We start from the raw sequence: 20,092 nt of genomic DNA on the forward strand, positions 1-20,092 counted from the left end.
CGGTATTGGCGGCAACGCGTGGGCAAAAAAAACTTGCCCACCCTACGTTCTGACCCGCCCCCGGTTCTTATTCCTGAGCGCCGGTTTCCTGCAGCGGCGGCAAATCAGCCTCAGGCCGGCCGAAGATGTGGGTATAAGTCGGATAAAAAGAGCAGTACATCACTACCGTCAATGCGATCGATAGCGGCAGCAGGATCATGAGCGTGACCGATTGGCTGCCGACCAGGACAGCTATCAATACGCTGATGATCGCCGGCAGCACGACGCCGATGGCGGCCCACGCCAGTCCATAGACGGCGAATGCTTTCAATTCGCGCGAGACGGCAAAGAAGCTGTAGAAAACGGCTTTCCGCACACCCATTTCTTTCCACATGATCAGCGGCGCCGCATACCAGAATGCCATTGCCGCCGGGAGGTAGACCACGGCGGAAAACAACATCGCCAGCGACATGCTGGAATCCTGTATTTCCTTCGGGTCAGGCGTGCTTTCGCCAGTCACGGTTTGCCAGAACAGGCCGCCGTCAATCAACGATGATGCCGCCAGCGCGATGACAGCCGCGATCAGATACAACACGCCCAGGAGCAATAATTTCTGTAGTGCCGGCGAGCGGAAACCTACCATCAGCAGATTCGGGTAGACGCGTTTGCCCTGCTCGATATTCACACAAGCCTGCATAAAGGACATGGCGAACACTGGCACCAGGACCAGCGGTAATATTCGTCCCAGCAGCGGCACGACGTTCAGCAGCAGCATCGCGAACATATACGCCAGGAATAAGGTGGAGATCTCGGCCGGTTGCTTGCGGAATAGCGCAAACCCCTCCTTGATCCATATCCATCCGGTTTTGGCAGGCAGTTTTTCCATTATTTATCTAATCAGTACAGGTTTGGCGCCGGATGGGCGACGCGCTGCCGCAGGATCCGCTCGAAATGGCCGGGGTCGTGCGGCGTCAGTATTTCTGCTTCGCGCGGCAAATAAAAATCGTACAGCCGCGACAGCCAGAAGCGCAAGGCGCCGGCGCGCAGCATCGCTTGCCAGGCAGTTTGTTCGTCGGCGCTGAACGGCCGCACCGCATGATACGCATCGAGCATCGCTCTTGTCCGGCTGTCGTCAAGCTTGCCGCTGGCCAGGTCTATGCACCAGTCGTTGACCGTGACCGCCAGGTCAAACAGCCAGGTATCGCAGCCGGCGAAATAGAAATCGAAAAATCCTGTCAGCCGCTCGCCGTCGAACATCACGTTGTTGCGGAACAGGTCGGCGTGCACCGGTCCGTTCGGCAATCGGCTATATGTTTGCGAGGCGGCGAAATTTTCCTGGAACGCCATTTCGTCGCGCAGCAGCTGTTGCGCTTCTTGCGGTAGGTAGGGCAGCACCACCGGCGTAGTTTCGCGCCACCAGGAAAGGCCGCGCAGATTCGGCTGGCGAATCGGGAAATCCTGCGCCGCCAGGTGCATCTTTGCCAGCATCGCGCCCACGGCTGCGCAATGCACGGGCGCCGGCGCCAGCTGGCAATCGCCTTCCAGCTTGGTGACGATGGCGGCCGGCTTGCCATGCAGCGGATTGATGATCCGGCCTTGCAGGTTGGCGATAGGCTCGGGCACCAGCACGCCGCGCTGCGCCAGGTGGCGCATCAGTTCCAGGTAAAACGGCAGCTGTTCGAAACTGAGATTTTCAAACACCGTCAGCACATACTCGCCGCGCTCGGTGTCGATGAAAAAATTGCTGTTTTCGATGCCGGACGAGATGCCCCGGATTGCCAGTGCCTTGCCCAAGGAAAAGGGAGGGATCCACTGCGTGAGATCGTCTAGCGTGACGGGGGTAAATACTGCCATGGGGAAAATCGGAAAAGGACAAGATTCGGACCAGGTTCAGGCCGGGTTGGAATAAATATGCGGCAAATGCGCAGCGGTTTTCCGCGCATCAGCCGCATGGCTGCTCAGCAATCGCCTGGCTAGTTCTTGGACGGCGCCACTGTCGGCGGCGGCAGTCCGGCATCGCCGTCGGCCTGCACTGCTTCGCCTGGCTTGCGGGCCTTCTGGCCCAGGTCGAATTCCTTGATTTGCCATTGGGCGCCGCGCGGGATCGAATCGCCTGGCTGCAGGGTGCCGGCTTGCGAGCCCGGCTTCACGTAATAGGTGCTGCCGCCGCTCTCGACCTTGACTTCGCTAACGCGGCCTTGCTCACGTTTTTGCGTGATCCCGGCCGGCTCGTCGCCCGGTTTGCGGATTGTGGCGGCCGGCGCTTCGCCTTCTTCCAGCTTTTGCAGTTCAGGCGGTGGCGGCGCTGCACTCTTGGACGGTTGCGGCGCTTGTTGTGCATTTACCAACAAAGGCGTTGCGAGCGAGACAATACCTGCTGCCAGCAGCTGCCAGACTTGAGATTTATTCATGAGAATTTGGCTACCTTGATCAAAACAAGATGGAAGTATTCATTGTAACAAACCGCCAGCCCCTATAGGCGATAAGGGGCCGGAATCTGTCAGGCGGGGCGTGCTTACAGCAGTACGCTGGCATGGCGGTCGGATTCCGCCATCACGGTTTCGCCCGCCTCGTAGAATTTCACCACGGCAGCGAGAATCTCGGCCGGATCGTCCAGCACCTGGATCAGGTCCATGTCCTTGGCGCCGATCATGCCGTCGCCCACCAGCTGGCTGCGGAACCAGTCCAGCAGCCCGCTCCAGAAGCTGCTGCCGACCAGGATGATCGGGATATGGCGGCATTTGCCGGTCTGGATCAGCGTCAATACCTCGGTCAGCTCATCCAGGGTGCCGAAGCCGCCGGGCAGCACGATGTAGGCATCGGCGTAACGCACGAAGGCGACCTTGCGGGCGAAGAAATGACGGAAACTCAGGGAAATGTCCTGCCATTTATTCCCGCTTTGCTCGTGCGGCAGTTCGATATTCAGGCCGACCGACGGCGACTTGCCCTCGAACGCGCCCTTGTTGGCCGCTTCCATCAAGCCCGGGCCGCCGCCCGAAATCACGGCAAAACCTTCGTCGGAAAAGCGTCGTGCAATATCCATGCACAGGGGATAATAAGGATTGTCTTCCTTGATGCGGGCCGAGCCGAAGATCGACACCGCCGGATGCAACTCGGAAAGGCGTTCGGTCGACTCGATAAATTCTGCCATAATCGTGAACATATGCCACGATTCGCGCGCCTTTTTGGAAGTTGCGCGTTCGATGTCCGTCACTTGCCGCAAACGCGGCACATTTTTTCCGTTCAATTCCATATGCAAAAAACCCTGCTGTTAGTTGATGGTTCCAGTTATCTTTACCGGGCCTTCCATGCCTTGCCCGATATGCGCAATGCTGCCAATGAACCGACCGGCGCGATGTATGGGATCATCAATATGTTGCGCCGCTTGCGCCTCGATTACCCCTCAGCTTACCTCGCCTGCGTGTTCGATGCAAAAGGTAAAACTTTCCGCGACGACATGTACGCCGATTACAAGGCAACCCGGGCATCGATGCCGGAAGACCTGGTTAAACAGATTACGCCTATTCACGCCGCTGTGCGCGCCATGGGCTGGCCGATCCTGATGGTCGAAGGCGTGGAAGCCGACGATGTGATCGGCACCCTGACCGTGCAGGCCGTGACGCACGGCATGCAGGCCATCGTCTCCACCGGCGACAAGGACCTGGCGCAGCTGGTCAACGACAATGTGACGCTGATCAACACCATGAGCAACGAAACGCTGGACCGCGCCGGCGTGATCGCCAAGTTCGGCGTGCCGCCCGAGCGCATCGTCGATTACCTGACCCTGATCGGCGATACCGTCGACAATATTCCCGGCGTCGCCAAGGTCGGACCGAAGACGGCGGTCAAATGGCTGGCGCAATACGACACGGTCGACCAGGTGATCGCGCATGCGGCCGACATCGGCGGCGCAGTCGGCGAGAACCTGCGGCAAGTGCTGGACTGGCTGCCGAAAGCGAAGGAACTGGTGACGGTGAAAACCGATTGCGACCTGAGCGCGCACATGGTGTCGATCCCGGAATCGCTGAAGGCGCCCGAGCAGGACAAAGAGACGCTGATCGAATTGTTCACGCGCTATAACTTCAAGACCTGGCTGCGCGAACTGAGCGTAGCGGGCAATGCCGCCGGCACGGCCGAGGCGGGAAAACCGGCTGCGGCCGGCAGCAATACGGGCGCAGCCGAGCCGGCCCAGAGCAGCCTGTTTGCGGCAACTGCGGCGCCAGTTGAGCGGCTGTACGAAACCGTGCTGACCGAAGCCCAGCTGGACCAGTGGCTGCAGCGCATCGACAAAGCCAGCCTGACCGCGGTCGATACCGAAACCACCTCGCTCGATCCGATGACCGCCCAGCTGGTCGGCATCTCGTTGTGCTGCGAAGTCGGCGTCGCCGCCTATATCCCGGTCGCGCATCGCTACCAGGATGCGCCGGCGCAATTGCCGCGCGAGTTCGTGCTGGAAAAAATGCGTGCTTGGCTGGAAGACGAGAGCAAGCCCAAGGTCGGCCAGAACCTGAAATACGACAGCCATATTTTCGCCAACCAGGGCGTCAGCCTGCGCGGCATCGTGCACGATACCCTGCTCGAATCCTATGTGTTCGAGTCGCACCGCAGCCACGACATGGACAGCCTGGCGCTGCGCCACCTGAACCACCAGACGATCACTTTCCAGGAGGTATGCGGCAAGGGCGCTTCGCAAATCGGTTTCGACGAAGTCGAGATCGGCCGCGCCGCCGAATACGCGGCCGAGGATGCCGACATCACGCTGCAGCTGCACCTGACCATGTGGCCGCATATCGCCGACGACGCCAAACTCAGGTTCATCTACGAAAAAATCGAAGTGCCGACGTCGGTAGTGCTGCAAAAGATCGAGCGCAACGGCGTGCTGATCGACGCCAGCCTGCTGGCGACGCAATCGAACGAGCTCGGCAAGCGCATGCTGGAGATCGAGCAGCTGGCTTACGAACTGGCCGGCCAGCCGTTCAACCTGAGCTCGCCCAAGCAGCTGGGCGAAATCCTGTTCGACAAGCTCAAGCTGCCGGTGGTCAAGAAGACGCCGTCCGGATCGCCGTCTACCGATGAAGAAGTGCTGCAGAAACTGGCGGAGGATTATCCGCTGCCGAAAGTGCTGCTCGACTACCGCAGCCTATCCAAGCTGAAATCGACCTATACCGACAAACTGCCGAAGATGGTCAACCCGCATACCGGCCGCGTGCATACCAATTACGCGCAAGCGGTGGCGGTGACCGGACGGCTGGCGTCTAACGATCCCAACCTGCAGAACATCCCGATCCGCACCGCCGAAGGCCGGCGTATCCGTGAAGCGTTTGTGGCGCCGCCGGACAGCGTGATTGTCTCGGCCGACTATTCGCAAATCGAATTGCGCATCATGGCCCACATATCGGGCGATGAAAACATGCTGCGCGCCTTTGCCGAAGGCGTGGACATTCACCGCGCTACCGCCGCCGAGATTTTCGGCACGCCGGCAGCCGAGGTCACCAGCGAGCAGCGGCGTTACGCCAAGGTCATCAACTTCGGCCTGATCTACGGCATGAGCGCATTCGGCCTGGCCGGCAACCTCGGCATCGAGCGCGCCGCCGCCCAGATGTACATCGAAAAATATTTCATGCGTTTTGCCGGCGTCAAGCAGTTCATGGACATGACACGGGTGGAAGCCAAGTCGCAAGGCTACGTCGAGACCGTGTTCGGCCGCCGCCTGTGGCTGCCGGAAATCAATTCGCCCAACGGCCAGCGCCGCCAGGGCGCCGAACGCGCCGCGATCAATGCGCCGATGCAGGGCACGGCGGCCGACCTGATCAAATTGTCGATGATCGCAGTGCAAGGCTGGATCGAAACAGAGCGGTTAAAATCAAAGATGGTCATGCAAGTGCACGATGAGCTGGTGCTCGAAGTGCCGCAGGACGAACTGGCGCTGGTGCGGGAAAGGCTGCCGCAGCTGATGGCTGGCGTGGCTGAACTAAAAGTGCCGCTGATTGCCGAAGTCGGAGTGGGCAAGAACTGGGACGAGGCGCACTAAGGACGAGGTGCCGCACACCGTTTCTGCGATCGCTGAAGGTCAACTTAAAAGGAGAGCTTGATGCCGAATTTGAAAGAAGATTTCGATAGCCTGGTGGCGAAAACCAGCTTGTCCGATGGCGTGGACCGCCGTACTTTCATGAAAACCGCCCTGGGCACCGGCTTTGCCGCCGCCGTGCTGCCGGTGACGGCGCAGACCGTGATCAAGACCGATACCGAAGGCCTCACGGCCGGAGCGCTGGACATCGAGGAAAACGGCCTGAGCGTGCCGATCTACCGCGCGCAGCCGGAGGGCAAAACCAATTTGCCGGTGGTGCTGGTGGTCTCGGAGATTTTCGGGGTGCACGAGCATATTGCCGATATCGCAAGGCGTTTCGCCAAGCTCGGTTACCTGGCGATTGCGCCCAATCTGTTCAAGCGCCAGGGCGATCCTGCGGCTTTTGCATCCATCCCGGAACTGTACGTCAACGTGATTTCCAAGGTGCCGGACGACCAGGTGCTGGGCGATCTCGATGCCTGCGTGGCCTGGGCCAAGAAAAATGGCGGCAATGTCAACAAGCTGGCAGTCACCGGTTTTTGCTGGGGCGGCCGCATCACCTGGCTGTACGCCAGCCACAACCCCAAGGTCAAGGCTGCCGCGGCATGGTACGGCAGCCTGGTCAGGGGCAAGGATCCAGAAGGCAAAACGGAGGCCGAGATCAAGGCATTGACGCCGAAGCAGCCGGTCGACATCGCGCCTACCCTGAAAGTGCCGGTGCTGGGTTTGTACGGCGCCAAGGACCAGGGCATTACGCAGGACCATGTGGCGCAGATGAAGGCGGCGCTGGCCAAGGGCAGCAGCAAGTCGGAAATCGTGGTGTATCCGAATTCCGGCCATGCGTTCAATGCCGATTACCGGCCCAGCTATGTCGAAGCGGATGCAAAAGACGGCTGGAAGCGCGTTTTGGCCTGGTTCAAGGAACATGGCGTGAGCTGACGCCTGTGTTTGCCGGCGCTTGTTTCTGGACGGCTGGCGTCCGGAAACAGAAATCCTTGCTGGCGGCCTCCGGGCTCCGATAAGCAGCTGATTTTGCTGAAATACGTTTGCTGAAATGCGGTAGCTGTGCTTTAATTTGCAACCTTGTTGCATGTAAAGCTGTTTGCCGGAGCCAAAAATTAATTCCACACTCGTTTCAATCCTCCTGGCGACCATGATCGCCGGTCTTTTCAGCATTACTGCCGCTGCCGTTTTTTCGTTCGCGCTGCTGTCCAAGATGGTCGAGCGCATGGTCAGCCTGTCGGTCGGCATCATGCTGGCGACTTCCTTGCTGCACGCCTTGCCGGAAGCCTTCGAATCGAAGGCCGACAACCATACGCTGTTCGCCGTGCTGCTGGGCGGCCTGCTGGCGTTTTTTGTACTGGAAAAATTCGCCATCCTGCGCCATTCGCACCATCACGAGGACGACGGCCACGGCCATCACCACGGCCATGACAAGAAAGAGGCGGGCAAAGCCGGCTGGATGATCCTGGTGGGCGACGGCTTGCACAATTTTACCGACGGCATCCTGATCGCCGCGGCCTTCCTGGCCGATCCGCACCTGGGCCTGATCACCGGCCTGGCCATCATCGTGCATGAGATCCCGCAGGAAATCGGCGATTTCATCGTGCTGCTCAATGCCGGCTTTTCGCGCACCCGCGCTTATGTGTACAACCTGATCTGCAGCCTGATGGCGGTGGTAGGCGGCCTGCTCGGCTACTTTACGCTGGAGCGCGGCATGGAATGGATTCCCTACGTGCTGGTGTTTGCTTCATCGGGCTTTATCTATATCGCCGTCAGCGACTTGATGCCGCAGATGCAGCGCCGCGCCACGCTGCGCGAAACGATTCCGCAGATCCTGCTGATCGGGGCCGGCGTCGCCATTGTGCTGTTCCTGACGCGCCACGCCCACCATCATTAGACCCGTTTATACGCCCTTGGCCATAGGCCGCTTCGGATCTGAGCACCACTCGCTCCACGATCCCGGATACAGGGCAGCGCCATGCAAACCGGCAATTTCCAGCGCCAGCAGGTTGTGGCAGGCGGTGACGCCTGAACCGCATTGCATGATCGCCGCTTGCGGTTCGCTGATCAGGGCACCGAATTCCTCGTGCAATTGATGGCCGGGCTTGAAGCGGCCGTCCGCCTGCAGATTGTCTTTGAAGAAACGATTCTTGGCGCCCGGAATATGGCCGCCAACCGGATCGATGGTTTCATTTTCTCCGCGAAAGCGGTCCGGCGCGCGGGCGTCGAGGATAGTCCGCCTTGGGTTGGTCAGGTTGTGCAGGATGTCATGCGCATCGACGCTGGCGGTGAGCGGCGGCTTGGCGCTGATGTTGCCGGCTGCGGGCGCCGGTTCGGCCGTCGACAAGCTGCCTGCGGCTGCTTGCCAGGCCGCCAGGCCGCCGTCCAGCACCGCCGCCGAACTGTGGCCGATGGAGCGCAGCAGCCACCACAGGCGGGCTGCATACATGCTGCCCTGGGCATCGTAGGCGACGACCTGGGTATCGTCGTTGATGCCCCATTGCCGCAGCGTTGCCAGCAGCGCATCTGTTTCAGGCAAGGGATGGCGGCCCTTGAAGCTGCCGTCGGCCGCCTGCTTGGCGCCGGACAGGTCGCGGTCGAGGTTGGCAAAACGGGCTCCGGGAATGTGGCCTGCATCGTATGCCGCCCTGCCGGCAGCGGCATCGACCAGGTCGTGGCGGCAATCGAGGATGACCCAGTTGGGGTTTTGCGCATTCTGCAGCAGGTTCGCGGCAGAAATCAGCGTCTGGTAGGGATGGGCTTGAGACATGGCATTCCTTTTATCAAGTATGTGTCAGGTGATGCAGGGCAACGCTCGGCAACGCATCGAGGGTCTAGGCGCCCCGTCTAGGCGACCCCGTCTGGGCGACCACCGTTTTTTCTTCGTGCAAGGAGTTGAGCGGACGCGCCTTCTTTTGATTATAAAACGTTGCCAGCAAACCGCTGATAAGGATTACAGCAGTGCCAAGCCAGCCGCGCCAGTCCATCTGGTCGTGCCAGATAAGGATGCCCCAGATGCTGGAAAAGACGATGCCGGTATATTGCAGGTTCGCGGTCAATAGCGGATTGCCAAGGCGGTAGGCGCGCGTCATGGCCATCTGGGCCAGGGTGGCCGACAGGCTCAGCGTAATCAGCAAGGCCAGGCCTTGCGCGCTATGCGGGTGCCACAGCGGGATGCCGCCGCCGGACAGCAAGATGCTGCCAGCCAGGCCGGCGAGGGCGCTGGTGCTTGAAAAATAGAAAACCACCCGGTATTCCGGTTCGCCCAGCTTGCCCAGGCGCCGTACCTGCAGGTAAGCCACGGCCGACAGCAGGCCGGAGGCCAGCGCGATCATGCCGCCGCTGGTCTGCTCGGCGTCGAACGATGGCCGCAGCAACAGCATCACGCCGATGAAGCTGAGCAGGATGGTGAACGCCATGCCCCATTCGAAGCGGCTGTTGCCGCGCCACCAGGCGGCGCCGAACAGGATTGCCGCCAGCCATATCGAGGAAGTGTAGTTGAGGGTGGTGGCGGTAGCCACCGGCAGCAGGCTGAAGGAATAGAACCACATCGACAGCGCAATCACGCCGATCACGCCGCGCCACAGGTGCTGGCGCGGCATGGGAGTCTTGAGGGTGCCGCCTTTCAGCAGGATCAGGACAACGATGAACAGCATGCCGATCAGGCCGCGGCTCAGCACGATTTCGGCAATGGAGTAATGGTCGGCGGCGAGCTTGACGCAGACTCCCATGATTGAAAACATGAGGCTAGCGAACAGCATCCAGAGTGATTGCATGGGGCGGGAATGAAGTGGAAGAGCGGTGCTGCTATTCTGACTGATTCTGGCCGCAGTGCATGCCGGCGGCGCTAAATAATGGCAAAGGGCCGGGGTTGCTGCGCTTCAGCTTGCGCACCAACCCCGGCCCCGTTATCTATCTGATCCGGGAGTGCTCAGGCCAGGCCGTCCTGGCTCCGGTACCACTCGTGGAAATGCTGCATGCCGTCTTCCATCGGCGACTGGTAAGGGCCGACTTCATTGACGCCGCGCTCCATCAGGATGCGCCGTCCGGCATCCATGCGCAGTGCAATTTCATCATCTTCGACGCAGGTTTCCATGTATGCGGCACGTTCCGCCTCGACCATTTCGCGCTCGAATAGCGCAATTTCCTCGGGGTAGTAGAACTCGACCACGTTGGTGGTCTTTTGCGGGCCGCGCGGCCACAGCGTCGACACCACCAGTACGTGGGGATACCATTCCACCATGATGTTGGGATACAGGGTCAGCCAGATCGCGCCGAACTTCGGCGGTTCGCCGTTGCTGAACTTGAGCACCTGCTCTTGCCACTTCTTGTATGCCGGCGAGCCGGATTTCGCCAGTCCGTGATTGACGCCCACGGTCTGCACGCTGTAATCCTTGCCGAATTGCCATTCCAGGTCGTCGCAGCTGACAAAACTGCCGAGGCCGGGATGGAACGGCTCGACGTGATAGTCCTCCAGGTAAACCTCGATAAAGGTTTTCCAGTTGTAGTCGCACTCGTGGACTTCGACATGGTCGAACAGGTAGCCGCTGAAATCGAGATCCTTGGCCACGCCCAGCTGCGCCAGTTTTTCGCCGACATGGAAGGCGTTTTGTTCAAACAGCAAGCCGTTCCAGTTTTGCAAAGGCGTCCTGGACAGGTTCATGCACGGCGTCTCGCCGAAATGCGGTGCGCCTATCAGTTCGCCCTTGAGGTCGTAAGTCCAGCGATGCAGCGGGCAGACGATGTTGCGGGCATTGCCGCGGCCGTCGAACATTTTTGCCTGCCGATGGCGGCAGACATTGGATACCAGCTCAATCCCTTGGGGATTGCGCACCAGCATGCGGCCTTCGTTTTCAGAAGCCAGCGTGGCGTAATCGCCGACGTTGGGCACCATCAGTTCATGGCCGACGTAACGCGGGCCATTCTGAAACAATTGCTGGATTTCGCGCTTTAACAGCGCTTCGTCAAAGTAGACGTTGACCGGAAGTTGCGCATCGGAGCGCGCGAGCTTGGTTATAGAAGCCAGATCGGACATCCCTCCACCCCCAAATGTGTTGTATCAACCTAAGAGAGAAAGAATCCGCAAAAACCTGTGTTCAAATAATATGAAACGGAAATTTTGGACAGAACCGAGGATTATCCCATAAAAATGCCGGTTTTGGCGCCGTTTTACGCTTTTTATCGAGATAAAGCCCTCGAATTTCAACGGCTTATAGAGCTTTGCTCTAAAATAGCGAACTACACTATTTATAGCCACTATGCCAAAAAATCCGATTTCCACCAGCAGTCCCGCCTCGTTTGAACAAGCAATGGCCGAACTGGAGCAACTGGTTGCCCAAATGGAAGCTGGCGAGTTGCCGCTGGAAGCCTCCGTCGCCGCGTATAAACGTGGGTCGGAACTGGTCAAGTTTTGCGCCTTGCAGCTGGAAAAAGTCGACAGCCAGGTCAAGGTGCTGGAAGGCGACATGCTCAAGCCGTTTACCGGTGAAGCGCTGAAGGATCACAGCGGAGCTGACGAATGACTGTTGCCGTTCCATTATCGCACCATGCGCAGGAGCCGGCATTGGCTTTCGACGCCTGGATGCGCCAGACGCAAACCGGGATGGAAGCTGCCCTGGACCGGTTCTTGCCGGCTGCAACCAGCATCCCGGCCAGGCTGCACCAGGCCATGCGTTATGCCGTGCTGGATGGCGGCAAGCGGGTCCGTCCCTTGCTGGTATTTGCCGCCGGGGAACTGTTTGCAACGCCGCTCACCGTTGCCCAGCGCGCCGCCGCTGCCGTCGAAATGATCCACGCTTATTCGCTGGTGCACGACGACATGCCCTGCATGGACGATGACGCCTTGCGCCGTGGCAAGCCTACCGTGCATGTGCAATACGATGAAGCGACTGCCTTGCTGGTGGGCGACGCCTTGCAGTCGCAGGCCTTCGTGGTGCTGGCCGAAGCCGGTGCGGAAATCGGCGCGGAAATTGATTCGGCGCGCCAGATCGTCATGCTGCGCCTGCTGGCGCAAGCCTCCGGCTCGCTCGGCATGTGCGGCGGCCAGGCGATCGACCTGGCCAGCGTCGGCCTCAACCTGTCGCTGGCAGAGCTGGAACAGATGCACAAGCTGAAAACCGGCGCCTTGTTGCGCGCCTCGGTATTGCTAGGAGCATGGGGCGGCAAGGCCCTGGCGCCGGCTGAAATCGAGGCGCTGGAAGCCTACGGCACCGCCATCGGCCTGGCGTTCCAGGTGGTGGACGACATCCTCGACGCCACCGCGGATTCCGCGACGCTGGGGAAAACCGCCGGCAAGGACGCCGCCGACAACAAGCCGACCTATGTCTCGATCCTGGGTTTGCCGGAATCGCAGGCGCTGGCAGAAAAATTACGCAACGACGCCCACCAGGCGCTTGCTATCTTTGGGAACAAGGCACGCCGCCTGCGCGAGCTGGCGGATTTGATCGTGCAACGCAAGGCTTAGAACAGAAGGCTTAGATATGGAACTACTCAACACAATCGACAGCCCGGCAGACCTGCGCAAACTGACGCGGGCGCAACTCAGGCCGCTGGCCGACGAGCTGCGCGAATTTGTCATCGAATCGGTGGCGCAGACCGGCGGCCACCTGTCGTCCAACCTGGGCACGGTAGAACTGACGATCGCGCTGCATTACGTTTTCAATACGCCGGAAGACCGCGTGGTGTGGGATGTCGGCCACCAGACCTATCCGCACAAGATCCTGACCGGCCGCCGCGACCGCATGCACACGCTGCGCCAGCTCGACGGCATTTCCGGTTTCCCGCGCCGTGCCGAAAGCGAATACGACACCTTCGGCACCGCCCATTCATCGACCTCGATTTCCGCCGTGCTGGGCATGGCGCTGGCCGCCAAGACCAAAGGCGAAACCGACCGCCACGCGATCGCCGTGATCGGCGACGGCGCAATGACTGCCGGCATGGTGTTCGAAGCCATGAACAATGCCGGCGTGTATGACGACATCAACATGCTGGTGATCCTGAACGACAACGACATGTCGATCTCGCCGCCGGTCGGCGCCCTCAACCGCTACCTGGCGCGCCTGATGTCGGGGCAGTTCTATGCGCAAGCCAAAAACGTCGGCAAGTCGATACTGCCGGGCCCGATGCGGCAACTGGCCAAGCGTTTCGAAGAACACGCCAAAGGCATGGTGGTGCCTGCCACCATGTTTGAAGAATTCGGTTTCAACTACATCGGTCCGATCGACGGCCACGACCTGGAATCGCTGATCCCGACCTTGCAAAACCTGAAGAACCTGAAGGGACCGCAGTTCCTGCACGTGGTGACCAAGAAGGGCCAGGGCTACAAGCTGGCGGAAGCCGACCCGGTGCTGTACCACGGCCCCGGCAAGTTCAATCCGGCCGAAGGCATCAAGCCGGCCACGGTCAGCAAGATGACCTACACCCAGGTATTCGGCGACTGGCTGTGCGACATGGCGGCGCAAGACGACAAGCTGATCGGCATCACCCCGGCGATGTCGGGTGGCTCCGGCCTGGATACTTTCGCCCAGCGCTTTCCGCAACGCTTCTACGACGTCGGCATCGCCGAGCAGCATGCGGTCACTTTCGCCGCCGGCCTGGCTTGCGAAGGGCTGAAGCCGGTAGTGGCGATCTATTCGACTTTCCTGCAGCGCGCCTACGACCAGCTGATCCATGACGTGGCGCTGCAGAACCTGGACGTGACCTTTGCGCTCGACCGTTCCGGCCTGGTCGGCGCCGACGGCGCTACCCACGCCGGCAACTACGACATGGCGTACCTGCGCTGCATCCCCAACATGGTGGTGATGGCGGCGTCCGACGAAAACGAATGCCGCCAGATGCTGTCGACCGCGTATCACTACAACGGCCCGGCAGCGGTGCGTTATCCGCGCGGCGCCGGCATCGGCGCAGCCATCGTTCCGGAATTGACCACATTACCCTTGGGTAAAGGCGAAATCAGGCGCCAAGGCCAGAGCGTAGCGATCCTGGCATTCGGTTCGATGCTGGCGCCGAGCATGGCAGCGGGTGAACTGCTCGACGCCACGGTCGTTAACATGCGTTTCATCAAGCCGCTGGACGTCGACCTGGTGCTGGAACTGGCGCAAAACCACGATGCGCTGGTCACGGTAGAAGAAGGTTCGATCATGGGCGGCGCCGGCTCTGCGGTAGCGGAAGCGCTGGCGGCGGCGGGATGCGTCAAGCCGCTCTTGAATCTGGGCTTGCCGGACCGATTTATAGACCATGGCGACGTCGGCCAGCTGCTGGCGCAATGCGGCCTGAACGCGGAAGGTATCGCCGCATCGATACGCCAGCGCTTCGGCAAAGACCAGCCGCGCCTGGTCGTCAACCAGAATTAAGCGGGCCTGGCCGCCTGCGCCGTTCTCAAGCAATTCAAGCAATTCCAGCCAGGATGCTGCCGCCGGGCGAGCGGCAGCGTCCAAGCCAGACTTATATCCAACCATCCCGGTTTTTCTGCCGAGCCGGCAGGCGAAGCGGGATCAGGCTGCTTCCGGCGGTCTTTCATTCAAAGGTTAAGCATGAACACTCGTGATCAGAATCTGACGATTCCAGACGTGCAAAGCAGCGTCGACACCCGCCGCCTGGCGATCCAGCGCGTTGGCGTAAAAGGCGTGCGTTATCCGGTGACCGTGCGCACCGCGGCAACGGCGCAGCCGACCATCGGCAGCTGGAACATGTACGTGCATCTGCCGGAACAGCAGAAGGGCACCCACATGTCGCGCTTCATCGCCTTGCTGGAAGGCCTGGAAGGGCCGTTGGATGTTGCTTCGTTCGGCGACCTGATGCGCAAGATGGTGACCCTGCTGGACGCCGAGCGCGGCCGTATCGAGCTGACTTTCCCGTATTTCATCAACAAGACCGCGCCGGTCTCCGGCGTGCAGAGCCTAATGGATTACGAAGTGGGCCTGACCGGCGAGATCAGCCAGGGCCAGCTGGAAATCAGGCTGAAAGTGCTGGTGCCGGTGACCAGCCTGTGCCCTTGCTCGAAGCAAATTTCTGCTTATGGCGCGCACAACCAGCGCTCGCACATCACTGTCAACGCGGTGCTGGACGGCGAGATCCAGGTCGATGAGCTGATCGCGAAGATCGAAGCGCAGGCATCCTGCGAACTGTTCGGCCTGCTGAAGCGCCCGGATGAAAAATACGTGACCGAGCGCGCTTATGAAAATCCGAAGTTCGTCGAAGACCTGGTGCGCGACGTCGCGGTGGCCCTGAACAACGAACCGCGCGTGCTGGCCTATGTGCTGGAAGCGGAAAACTTCGAGTCGATCCACAACCATTCGGCGTATGCATTGATCGAACACGACAAGCGCAGCAAGTAAGTGAGGTAAATAAGCACGATTGATCCAAAGCGAGCGGGATGATGTCGATTGCGGCCTCATCCCGCTTTTTTTAAGCGTCCCGCAAGCGGTCCTTCTGCCACAGCACATCGCTGCCGCCATCCGCGCGGTTGAGCACCCGCGACAGCACGAACAGCAAGTCCGACAGGCGGTTCACATACTGCCGCACTTCCTCATTCACCGTTTCACTCTTGCCCAGGCTGACGATGCTGCGTTCCGCGCGCCGGCAGACCGTGCGGCAGACATGCGCCAGCGCTGCCGGGCGGTTGCCGCCTGGCAGGATGAAATCCTTGAGCGGCGGCAGGTCGGCGTTGTATTTTTCCAGCAGGTCGTCGAGCCGGGCCACCTGGGCCGCGCTGACCAGCGCGTAACCGGGAATGCACAGTTCGCCGCCCAGATCGAACAGGTCGTGTTGTATCGATAGCAATGCTTCACGCAGTTCCGCGGCCAGTTGTTCGCACAGCAGCAGGCCCAGCTGCGAGTTCAGCTCGTCGACATCGCCGATAGCCTGGATGCGCAGGCTGTCCTTGCCGGTGCGGCTGCCGTCGCCGAGGCCGGTCGTGCCTTTGTCGCCGGTGCGCGTGGCGATCTTCGAGAGTCGGTTGCCCATGGTTTTCTGTGTTGATTCGGGGTGGAATGCGGGAGGTTGTACTTTACACCAGCAGAGCGCAGTCCCGCAGAGTAAAATTCAAAGGAAAAGGAGACCTTCCAATGAATCACATAGCCGATCTCGCCGCCCTGAAGAAACCGTTGCCCGACGCCTTGCTTGCCGCCCTCGGCGCTCTGTTTGGCGAACGGTTCTCGACCACCGTGGCGATGCGCGAACATCATGGCCGCGATGCCTCATCGTATGACCCCATGCTGCCGGATGCCGTGGTGTTCGTCGAATCGACCGAAGAGGTGGCCGCGCTGGTCAAGCTGTGCAGCGAATACCTGGTCCCGGTGATTCCTTTCGGCAGCGGCACTTCGCTGGAAGGCCATGTGCTGGCGCTGCAAGGCGGGATTTCCGTCGACCTGTCGCGCATGAACCGCCTGCTGGCGATCCATGCCGAAGACTTGACGGCGACGGTGCAGACCGGCGTTACCCGCAAGCAGCTGAACCATGAGATCAAGGACAGCGGCCTGTTCTTTCCCATCGATCCCGGCGCCGATGCCTCGATCGGTGGCATGGCGGCGACCCGCGCTTCCGGCACCAACGCCGTGCGCTACGGCAGCATGCGCGAGAACACGCTGGCGCTGACGGTGGTGACCGCCGACGGCCGCATCATCAAGACTGGCACCCGCGCCAAAAAATCGGCGGCAGGCTACGACCTGACGCGCATCTTCGTCGGCAGCGAAGGCACGCTGGGCGTGATCACCGAAGTGACCGTCAAGCTCTATCCGCAACCGGAAGCCATCTCGGCCGCGGTCTGTTCGTTCCAGAACATCGCCGACGCCGTCAACGCCGTGATCCAGACCATACAGCTGGGCGTGCCGGTGGCCAGGGTCGAGCTGCTGGATGAAAACGGCGTGCGCGCCATCAATGCGCATTCCAAGCTGGCGCTGCCGGAACAGCCGCTGCTGCTGTTTGAATTCCACGGCAGCGAGAATGGCGTCAAGGAACAGGCGGAGCTGGTGCAGGCGGTGGTAGCTGAACATCACGCTGTCGGCTTCGAATGGGCGACCCGACCGGAAGACCGGTCGCGCTTATGGACCGCGCGTCACAACGCTTATTTCGCCTTGCTGCAATTGCGTCCCGGCAGCCGCGCGATTTCCACCGATTGCTGCGTGCCGATCTCGCGCCTGGCGGAATGCATCCTCGAGACGAAGGCCGATTGCGAGGCCAACGGCATGGTGTATTCGATCATCGGCCATGTCGGCGACGGCAATTTCCATGTGCAGATGCTGGTCGATCCCGACGATGCCGCCGACATCGCGCGCGCCGAGGGCGTCAATGCGCGCATGGTCAGCCGCGCCATCGGCATGGACGGCACTTGCACCGGCGAGCACGGCGTCGGCCTGCACAAGATCGATTTCCTGATTGAAGAGCATGGCGTGGAGGCGATCGCTACCATGCGTGCGTTGAAACATGCGTTCGATCCGAAGAACATCATGAATCCCGGGAAAATAATCCGGTGGTAAATTCAATGTTGAACAAGACCCCACTGGTCAATCGCCTGCCGCCGGTGCATGCCTTGTCCGCGTTTGAAGCCGCCGCCCGCCATCGTTCATTTGCGCTGGCGGCGGATGAGCTGTGCATTACGCCGTCGGCGCTGTCGCACCGCATCCGTTTGCTGGAGGATTTCGTCGGCGAACGACTGTTCTCGCGCGAAGGCAGGACAGTCACCTTGTCCGAATTCGGCCACCGCTACCTGGAAGTGGTGCGCAGCGCCTTGCGCACCTTGACCGAGTTCCCGCTGCCGCAGCGTAACGCCCAGGTGCAGCCGCGCGTCAAGATCACCGCGCCGCCGACTTTTGCGCGCCAGCTGCTGATCCCGCATCTGCACGGGTTTGCCAGCCGGCACCCCGAGATCGTGGTCGAGATATTCCTGTCGGTGCCGCTCTACGACCTGAGTCTGACCGAGAGCGACCTGGAAGTGCGTTTCGGCGCCGGCAAGTATCCCAACACCACCACCGAAAAACTGTTCGAAGAACCGACCTTTGCCGTCGCCAGCCCTGGATACCTGAAAAAGGCCGGTCCGCTGCACCAGCCCGCCGACCTGTGCAAGGCAAGCCTGCTGCGTTCGGCCCTGGAGCCTTGGCAGCCATGGTTCCAGGCGGCAGGCCTGGACTGGCCTGAACCGTCCTCCGGCTTGCGCGCCGACGACCTTGGCCTGTTGCTGGAACTGGTGCGCCATGGCCATGGCGTCGGCCTGACCCGCAAGCATTTTGCCCAGCAAATGATTGCGCAAGGGGAAGTGGTGCAACTGTTCGACATCAGCCTCACTTCGCCGCCCCATGCCTATTACCTGGTGTACCAGCAAAAACCGCAGGAACGGCCGGAAGTGACGACTTTCATCGAATGGATGAAGGATACTTTCAGCCGCATCTGAACCAAGCGGCCGGCGGCCTGAAAACATTTCACCTGCGCGGCGCAAGCTTTTCAGGCGGATATCCGAGGAAGTTGTTCTGTAAAAAACACAATATCGTTATACTCGATAACAGAAAACATACCCTCCGATAGCCAGCCTGCCCATGGGAAAACAGAATGAACGCGGAAACAGCGGCGCCCGCCGAATCCACCTTTAGCCCGGCCCGCCAGCAACAGGTAGTCAGTGCTTTGCGGGCGCTGCTGCCGGCGCATGCGCTGTTATCCAATATCGAAGATACCCGGCCCTACGAATGCGATGGCCTGGCCGCCTATCGGCAAACGCCGATGGTGGTGGCGCTCCCTGAGAACGAGGAACAGGTGGTGGCCATCCTCAAGGCGTGCCGCGATCTCAAGGTGCCTATCGTGCCGCGCGGCGCCGGTACCGGCCTGTCCGGCGGCGCCATGCCGATCGCCGACGGCGTGGTCTTGTCCACCGCCAAATTTACCCGCATCGTCAAGCTCGATCAGTATGCACGGACTGCGGTGGTGCAGCCGGGTGTGCGCAACCTGGCCATTTCCGAGGCGGCGGCCGCCCACGGCCTGTATTACGCGCCAGACCCGTCATCGCAGATCGCCTGCACCATTGGCGGCAACGTGGCGGAGAATTCGGGCGGCGTGCATTGCCTGAAATACGGCCTTACCGTGCATAACGTATTGCGTGTGCGGATGGTGACCATCGAAGGCGAGGTAGTCGAACTCGGCAATGGCGCACTGGATGCGCCCGGCCTCGACTTGCTGGCGGTCTTCATCGGCTCGGAAGGCATGCTGGGCGTGGTCACCGAGGTCACGGTCAAGCTGATTCCCAAACCGCAGGCGGCGCGCGTCATCATGGCGTCGTTCGACGACGTGGTGAAGAGCGGCAATGCGGTCGCCAACGTGATTGCCGCCGGCATCATTCCGGCCGGCCTGGAGATGATGGACCGCACCAGTTCGCGCATGGTGGAACCGTTCGTCAAGGCCGGCTACGATATCGACGCCGCTGCCATCCTGTTATGCGAATCGGACGGTACCGCGGAAGAGGTGGAAGAGGAAATCGGCCGCATGAGCGCGGTGTTGAACGCCAGCGGCGCCACCCGCATCGAGGTCTCGACCTCCGAGGCGGAGCGCTTGCGTTTCTGGTCTGGCCGCAAGAATGCCTTTCCGGCAGCCGGTCGCATTTCACCCGATTACTACTGCATGGACGGCACCATCCCGCGCAAGAACCTGGCGCAGGTGCTGCTGGGCATCGAACAGATGGAAAACAAATACGGCCTGCGCTGCGCCAATGTGTTCCATGCCGGCGACGGCAACCTGCATCCGCTGATTCTGTTCGACGCCAATGTGCCGGGCGAATTCCATCGCGCCGAAGAGTTCGGTGCCGAGATCCTTGAACTGTGCGTTGCCGTCGGCGGCACTATCACGGGCGAACACGGCGTCGGCATCGAAAAGATCAATTCGATGTGCGTACAGTTTTCACCGCTGGAGCGTGAAGCTTTCTTCAATGTCAAACGCGCCTTCGATACCGCATTCCTGCTCAATCCGGACAAGGCGATCCCCACTTTGCAGCGTTGCGCCGAGTACGGCAAGATGCATGTGCAGCGCGGCCAGCTGAAATTTGCGGAACTCCCGCGCTTCTAGAAC

The 20,092-nt window shown here is 60.7% G+C and carries 18 protein-coding genes; 10 read left to right on the top strand and 8 right to left on the bottom strand.

All coding sequences use genetic code 11. The features are described from left to right. Positions 1-67: 67 nt before the first annotated feature. From CFU_RS03745 to CFU_RS03760, 4 genes are all read right to left on the bottom strand, one after another. The gene (locus CFU_RS03745; protein ID WP_014004712.1) at positions 68-865 is read right to left on the bottom strand and encodes a BPSS1780 family membrane protein; all 798 of its coding nucleotides are present in this window, start codon (positions 863-865) and stop codon (positions 68-70) included. An 11-nt stretch (positions 866-876) separates the two neighbouring features. Further along, entirely contained in the window at positions 877-1,833 is a 957-nt protein-coding gene (locus CFU_RS03750) for a homoserine kinase (RefSeq protein ID WP_014004713.1), read from the bottom strand. A 119-nt stretch (positions 1,834-1,952) separates the two neighbouring features. After that, positions 1,953-2,390, bottom strand: coding sequence for a hypothetical protein (locus tag CFU_RS03755; protein ID WP_014004714.1), 438 nt, complete (start codon positions 2,388-2,390; stop codon positions 1,953-1,955). Positions 2,391-2,494: 104 nt separating this feature from the next. Further along, on the bottom strand, positions 2,495-3,232 hold the full coding sequence (locus CFU_RS03760; RefSeq protein ID WP_041741209.1) for a TIGR00730 family Rossman fold protein: 738 nt from the start codon (positions 3,230-3,232) through the stop codon (positions 2,495-2,497). Between CFU_RS03760 and polA the strand changes: the two genes are divergently transcribed. From polA to CFU_RS03775, 3 genes are all read left to right on the top strand, one after another. Beyond that, positions 3,233-6,010 carry a DNA polymerase I gene (gene polA / locus CFU_RS03765; protein WP_041741211.1) on the top strand — a complete coding sequence of 926 codons (2,778 nt, stop codon included), beginning with the start codon at positions 3,233-3,235 and terminating at the stop codon, positions 6,008-6,010. A 60-nt stretch (positions 6,011-6,070) separates the two neighbouring features. Next, positions 6,071-6,985 carry a dienelactone hydrolase family protein gene (locus tag CFU_RS03770; protein ID WP_041741213.1) on the top strand — a complete coding sequence of 305 codons (915 nt, stop codon included), beginning with the start codon at positions 6,071-6,073 and terminating at the stop codon, positions 6,983-6,985. 214 nt (positions 6,986-7,199) lie between these two features. Continuing rightward, positions 7,200-7,946, top strand: coding sequence for a ZIP family metal transporter (locus tag CFU_RS03775; protein ID WP_085959134.1), 747 nt, complete (start codon positions 7,200-7,202; stop codon positions 7,944-7,946). A gap of 6 nt (positions 7,947-7,952) precedes the next feature. Here CFU_RS03775 and CFU_RS03780 read toward each other — a convergent pair whose 3' ends face one another. The 3 genes from CFU_RS03780 to CFU_RS03790 all read right to left on the bottom strand — a co-directional run bounded on the left by CFU_RS03780 (position 7,953) and on the right by CFU_RS03790 (position 11,084). Continuing rightward, on the bottom strand, positions 7,953-8,819 hold the full coding sequence (locus CFU_RS03780) for a sulfurtransferase (RefSeq protein ID WP_014004718.1): 867 nt from the start codon (positions 8,817-8,819) through the stop codon (positions 7,953-7,955). A 64-nt stretch (positions 8,820-8,883) separates the two neighbouring features. Further along, positions 8,884-9,825: a DMT family transporter gene (locus CFU_RS03785; RefSeq protein ID WP_014004719.1), complete on the bottom strand. Its 942-nt coding sequence runs from the start codon at positions 9,823-9,825 to the stop codon at positions 8,884-8,886. 155 nt (positions 9,826-9,980) lie between these two features. Beyond that, positions 9,981-11,084: an aromatic ring-hydroxylating oxygenase subunit alpha gene (locus tag CFU_RS03790; RefSeq protein WP_014004720.1), complete on the bottom strand. Its 1,104-nt coding sequence runs from the start codon at positions 11,082-11,084 to the stop codon at positions 9,981-9,983. A 223-nt stretch (positions 11,085-11,307) separates the two neighbouring features. Here CFU_RS03790 and CFU_RS03795 point away from each other — a divergent pair, with 223 nt between their 5' ends. From CFU_RS03795 to folE2, 4 genes are all read left to right on the top strand, one after another. Further along, the gene (locus CFU_RS03795) at positions 11,308-11,571 is read left to right on the top strand and encodes an exodeoxyribonuclease VII small subunit (RefSeq protein WP_014004721.1); all 264 of its coding nucleotides are present in this window, start codon (positions 11,308-11,310) and stop codon (positions 11,569-11,571) included. Further along, positions 11,568-12,512, top strand: coding sequence for a polyprenyl synthetase family protein (locus CFU_RS03800; RefSeq protein WP_041741215.1), 945 nt, complete (start codon positions 11,568-11,570; stop codon positions 12,510-12,512). The genes CFU_RS03795 and CFU_RS03800 overlap by 4 nt, the downstream gene beginning before the upstream one ends. 16 nt (positions 12,513-12,528) lie before the next feature. Further along, the gene (gene dxs / locus CFU_RS03805) at positions 12,529-14,400 is read left to right on the top strand and encodes a 1-deoxy-D-xylulose-5-phosphate synthase (RefSeq protein ID WP_014004723.1); all 1,872 of its coding nucleotides are present in this window, start codon (positions 12,529-12,531) and stop codon (positions 14,398-14,400) included. A gap of 180 nt (positions 14,401-14,580) precedes the next feature. Beyond that, positions 14,581-15,384, top strand: coding sequence for a GTP cyclohydrolase FolE2 (gene folE2 / locus CFU_RS03810; protein ID WP_014004724.1), 804 nt, complete (start codon positions 14,581-14,583; stop codon positions 15,382-15,384). Between the two features lie 70 nt (positions 15,385-15,454). On the opposite strand, the gene CFU_RS03815 is transcribed toward folE2, so the two are convergent. Next, complete coding sequence (locus CFU_RS03815) at positions 15,455-16,012, bottom strand: cob(I)yrinic acid a,c-diamide adenosyltransferase (RefSeq protein ID WP_014004725.1); 558 nt, start codon at positions 16,010-16,012, stop codon at positions 15,455-15,457. Positions 16,013-16,113: 101 nt separating this feature from the next. Here CFU_RS03815 and CFU_RS03820 point away from each other — a divergent pair, with 101 nt between their 5' ends. From CFU_RS03820 to CFU_RS03830, 3 genes are all read left to right on the top strand, one after another. Further along, positions 16,114-17,523 (top strand): FAD-binding oxidoreductase, encoded by a 1,410-nt coding sequence (locus CFU_RS03820; protein ID WP_041741217.1) that lies wholly within the window; start codon positions 16,114-16,116, stop codon positions 17,521-17,523. A 23-nt stretch (positions 17,524-17,546) separates the two neighbouring features. Then, positions 17,547-18,434 carry a LysR substrate-binding domain-containing protein gene (locus CFU_RS03825; protein ID WP_085959160.1) on the top strand — a complete coding sequence of 296 codons (888 nt, stop codon included), beginning with the start codon at positions 17,547-17,549 and terminating at the stop codon, positions 18,432-18,434. Between the two features lie 155 nt (positions 18,435-18,589). Further along, positions 18,590-20,089 carry an FAD-linked oxidase C-terminal domain-containing protein gene (locus tag CFU_RS03830; protein ID WP_014004728.1) on the top strand — a complete coding sequence of 500 codons (1,500 nt, stop codon included), beginning with the start codon at positions 18,590-18,592 and terminating at the stop codon, positions 20,087-20,089. Positions 20,090-20,092: the final 3 nt, after the last annotated feature.

It is taken from the genome of Collimonas fungivorans Ter331, from assembly GCF_000221045.1.
GTDB lineage: Bacteria > Pseudomonadota > Gammaproteobacteria > Burkholderiales > Burkholderiaceae_D > Collimonas > Collimonas fungivorans_A.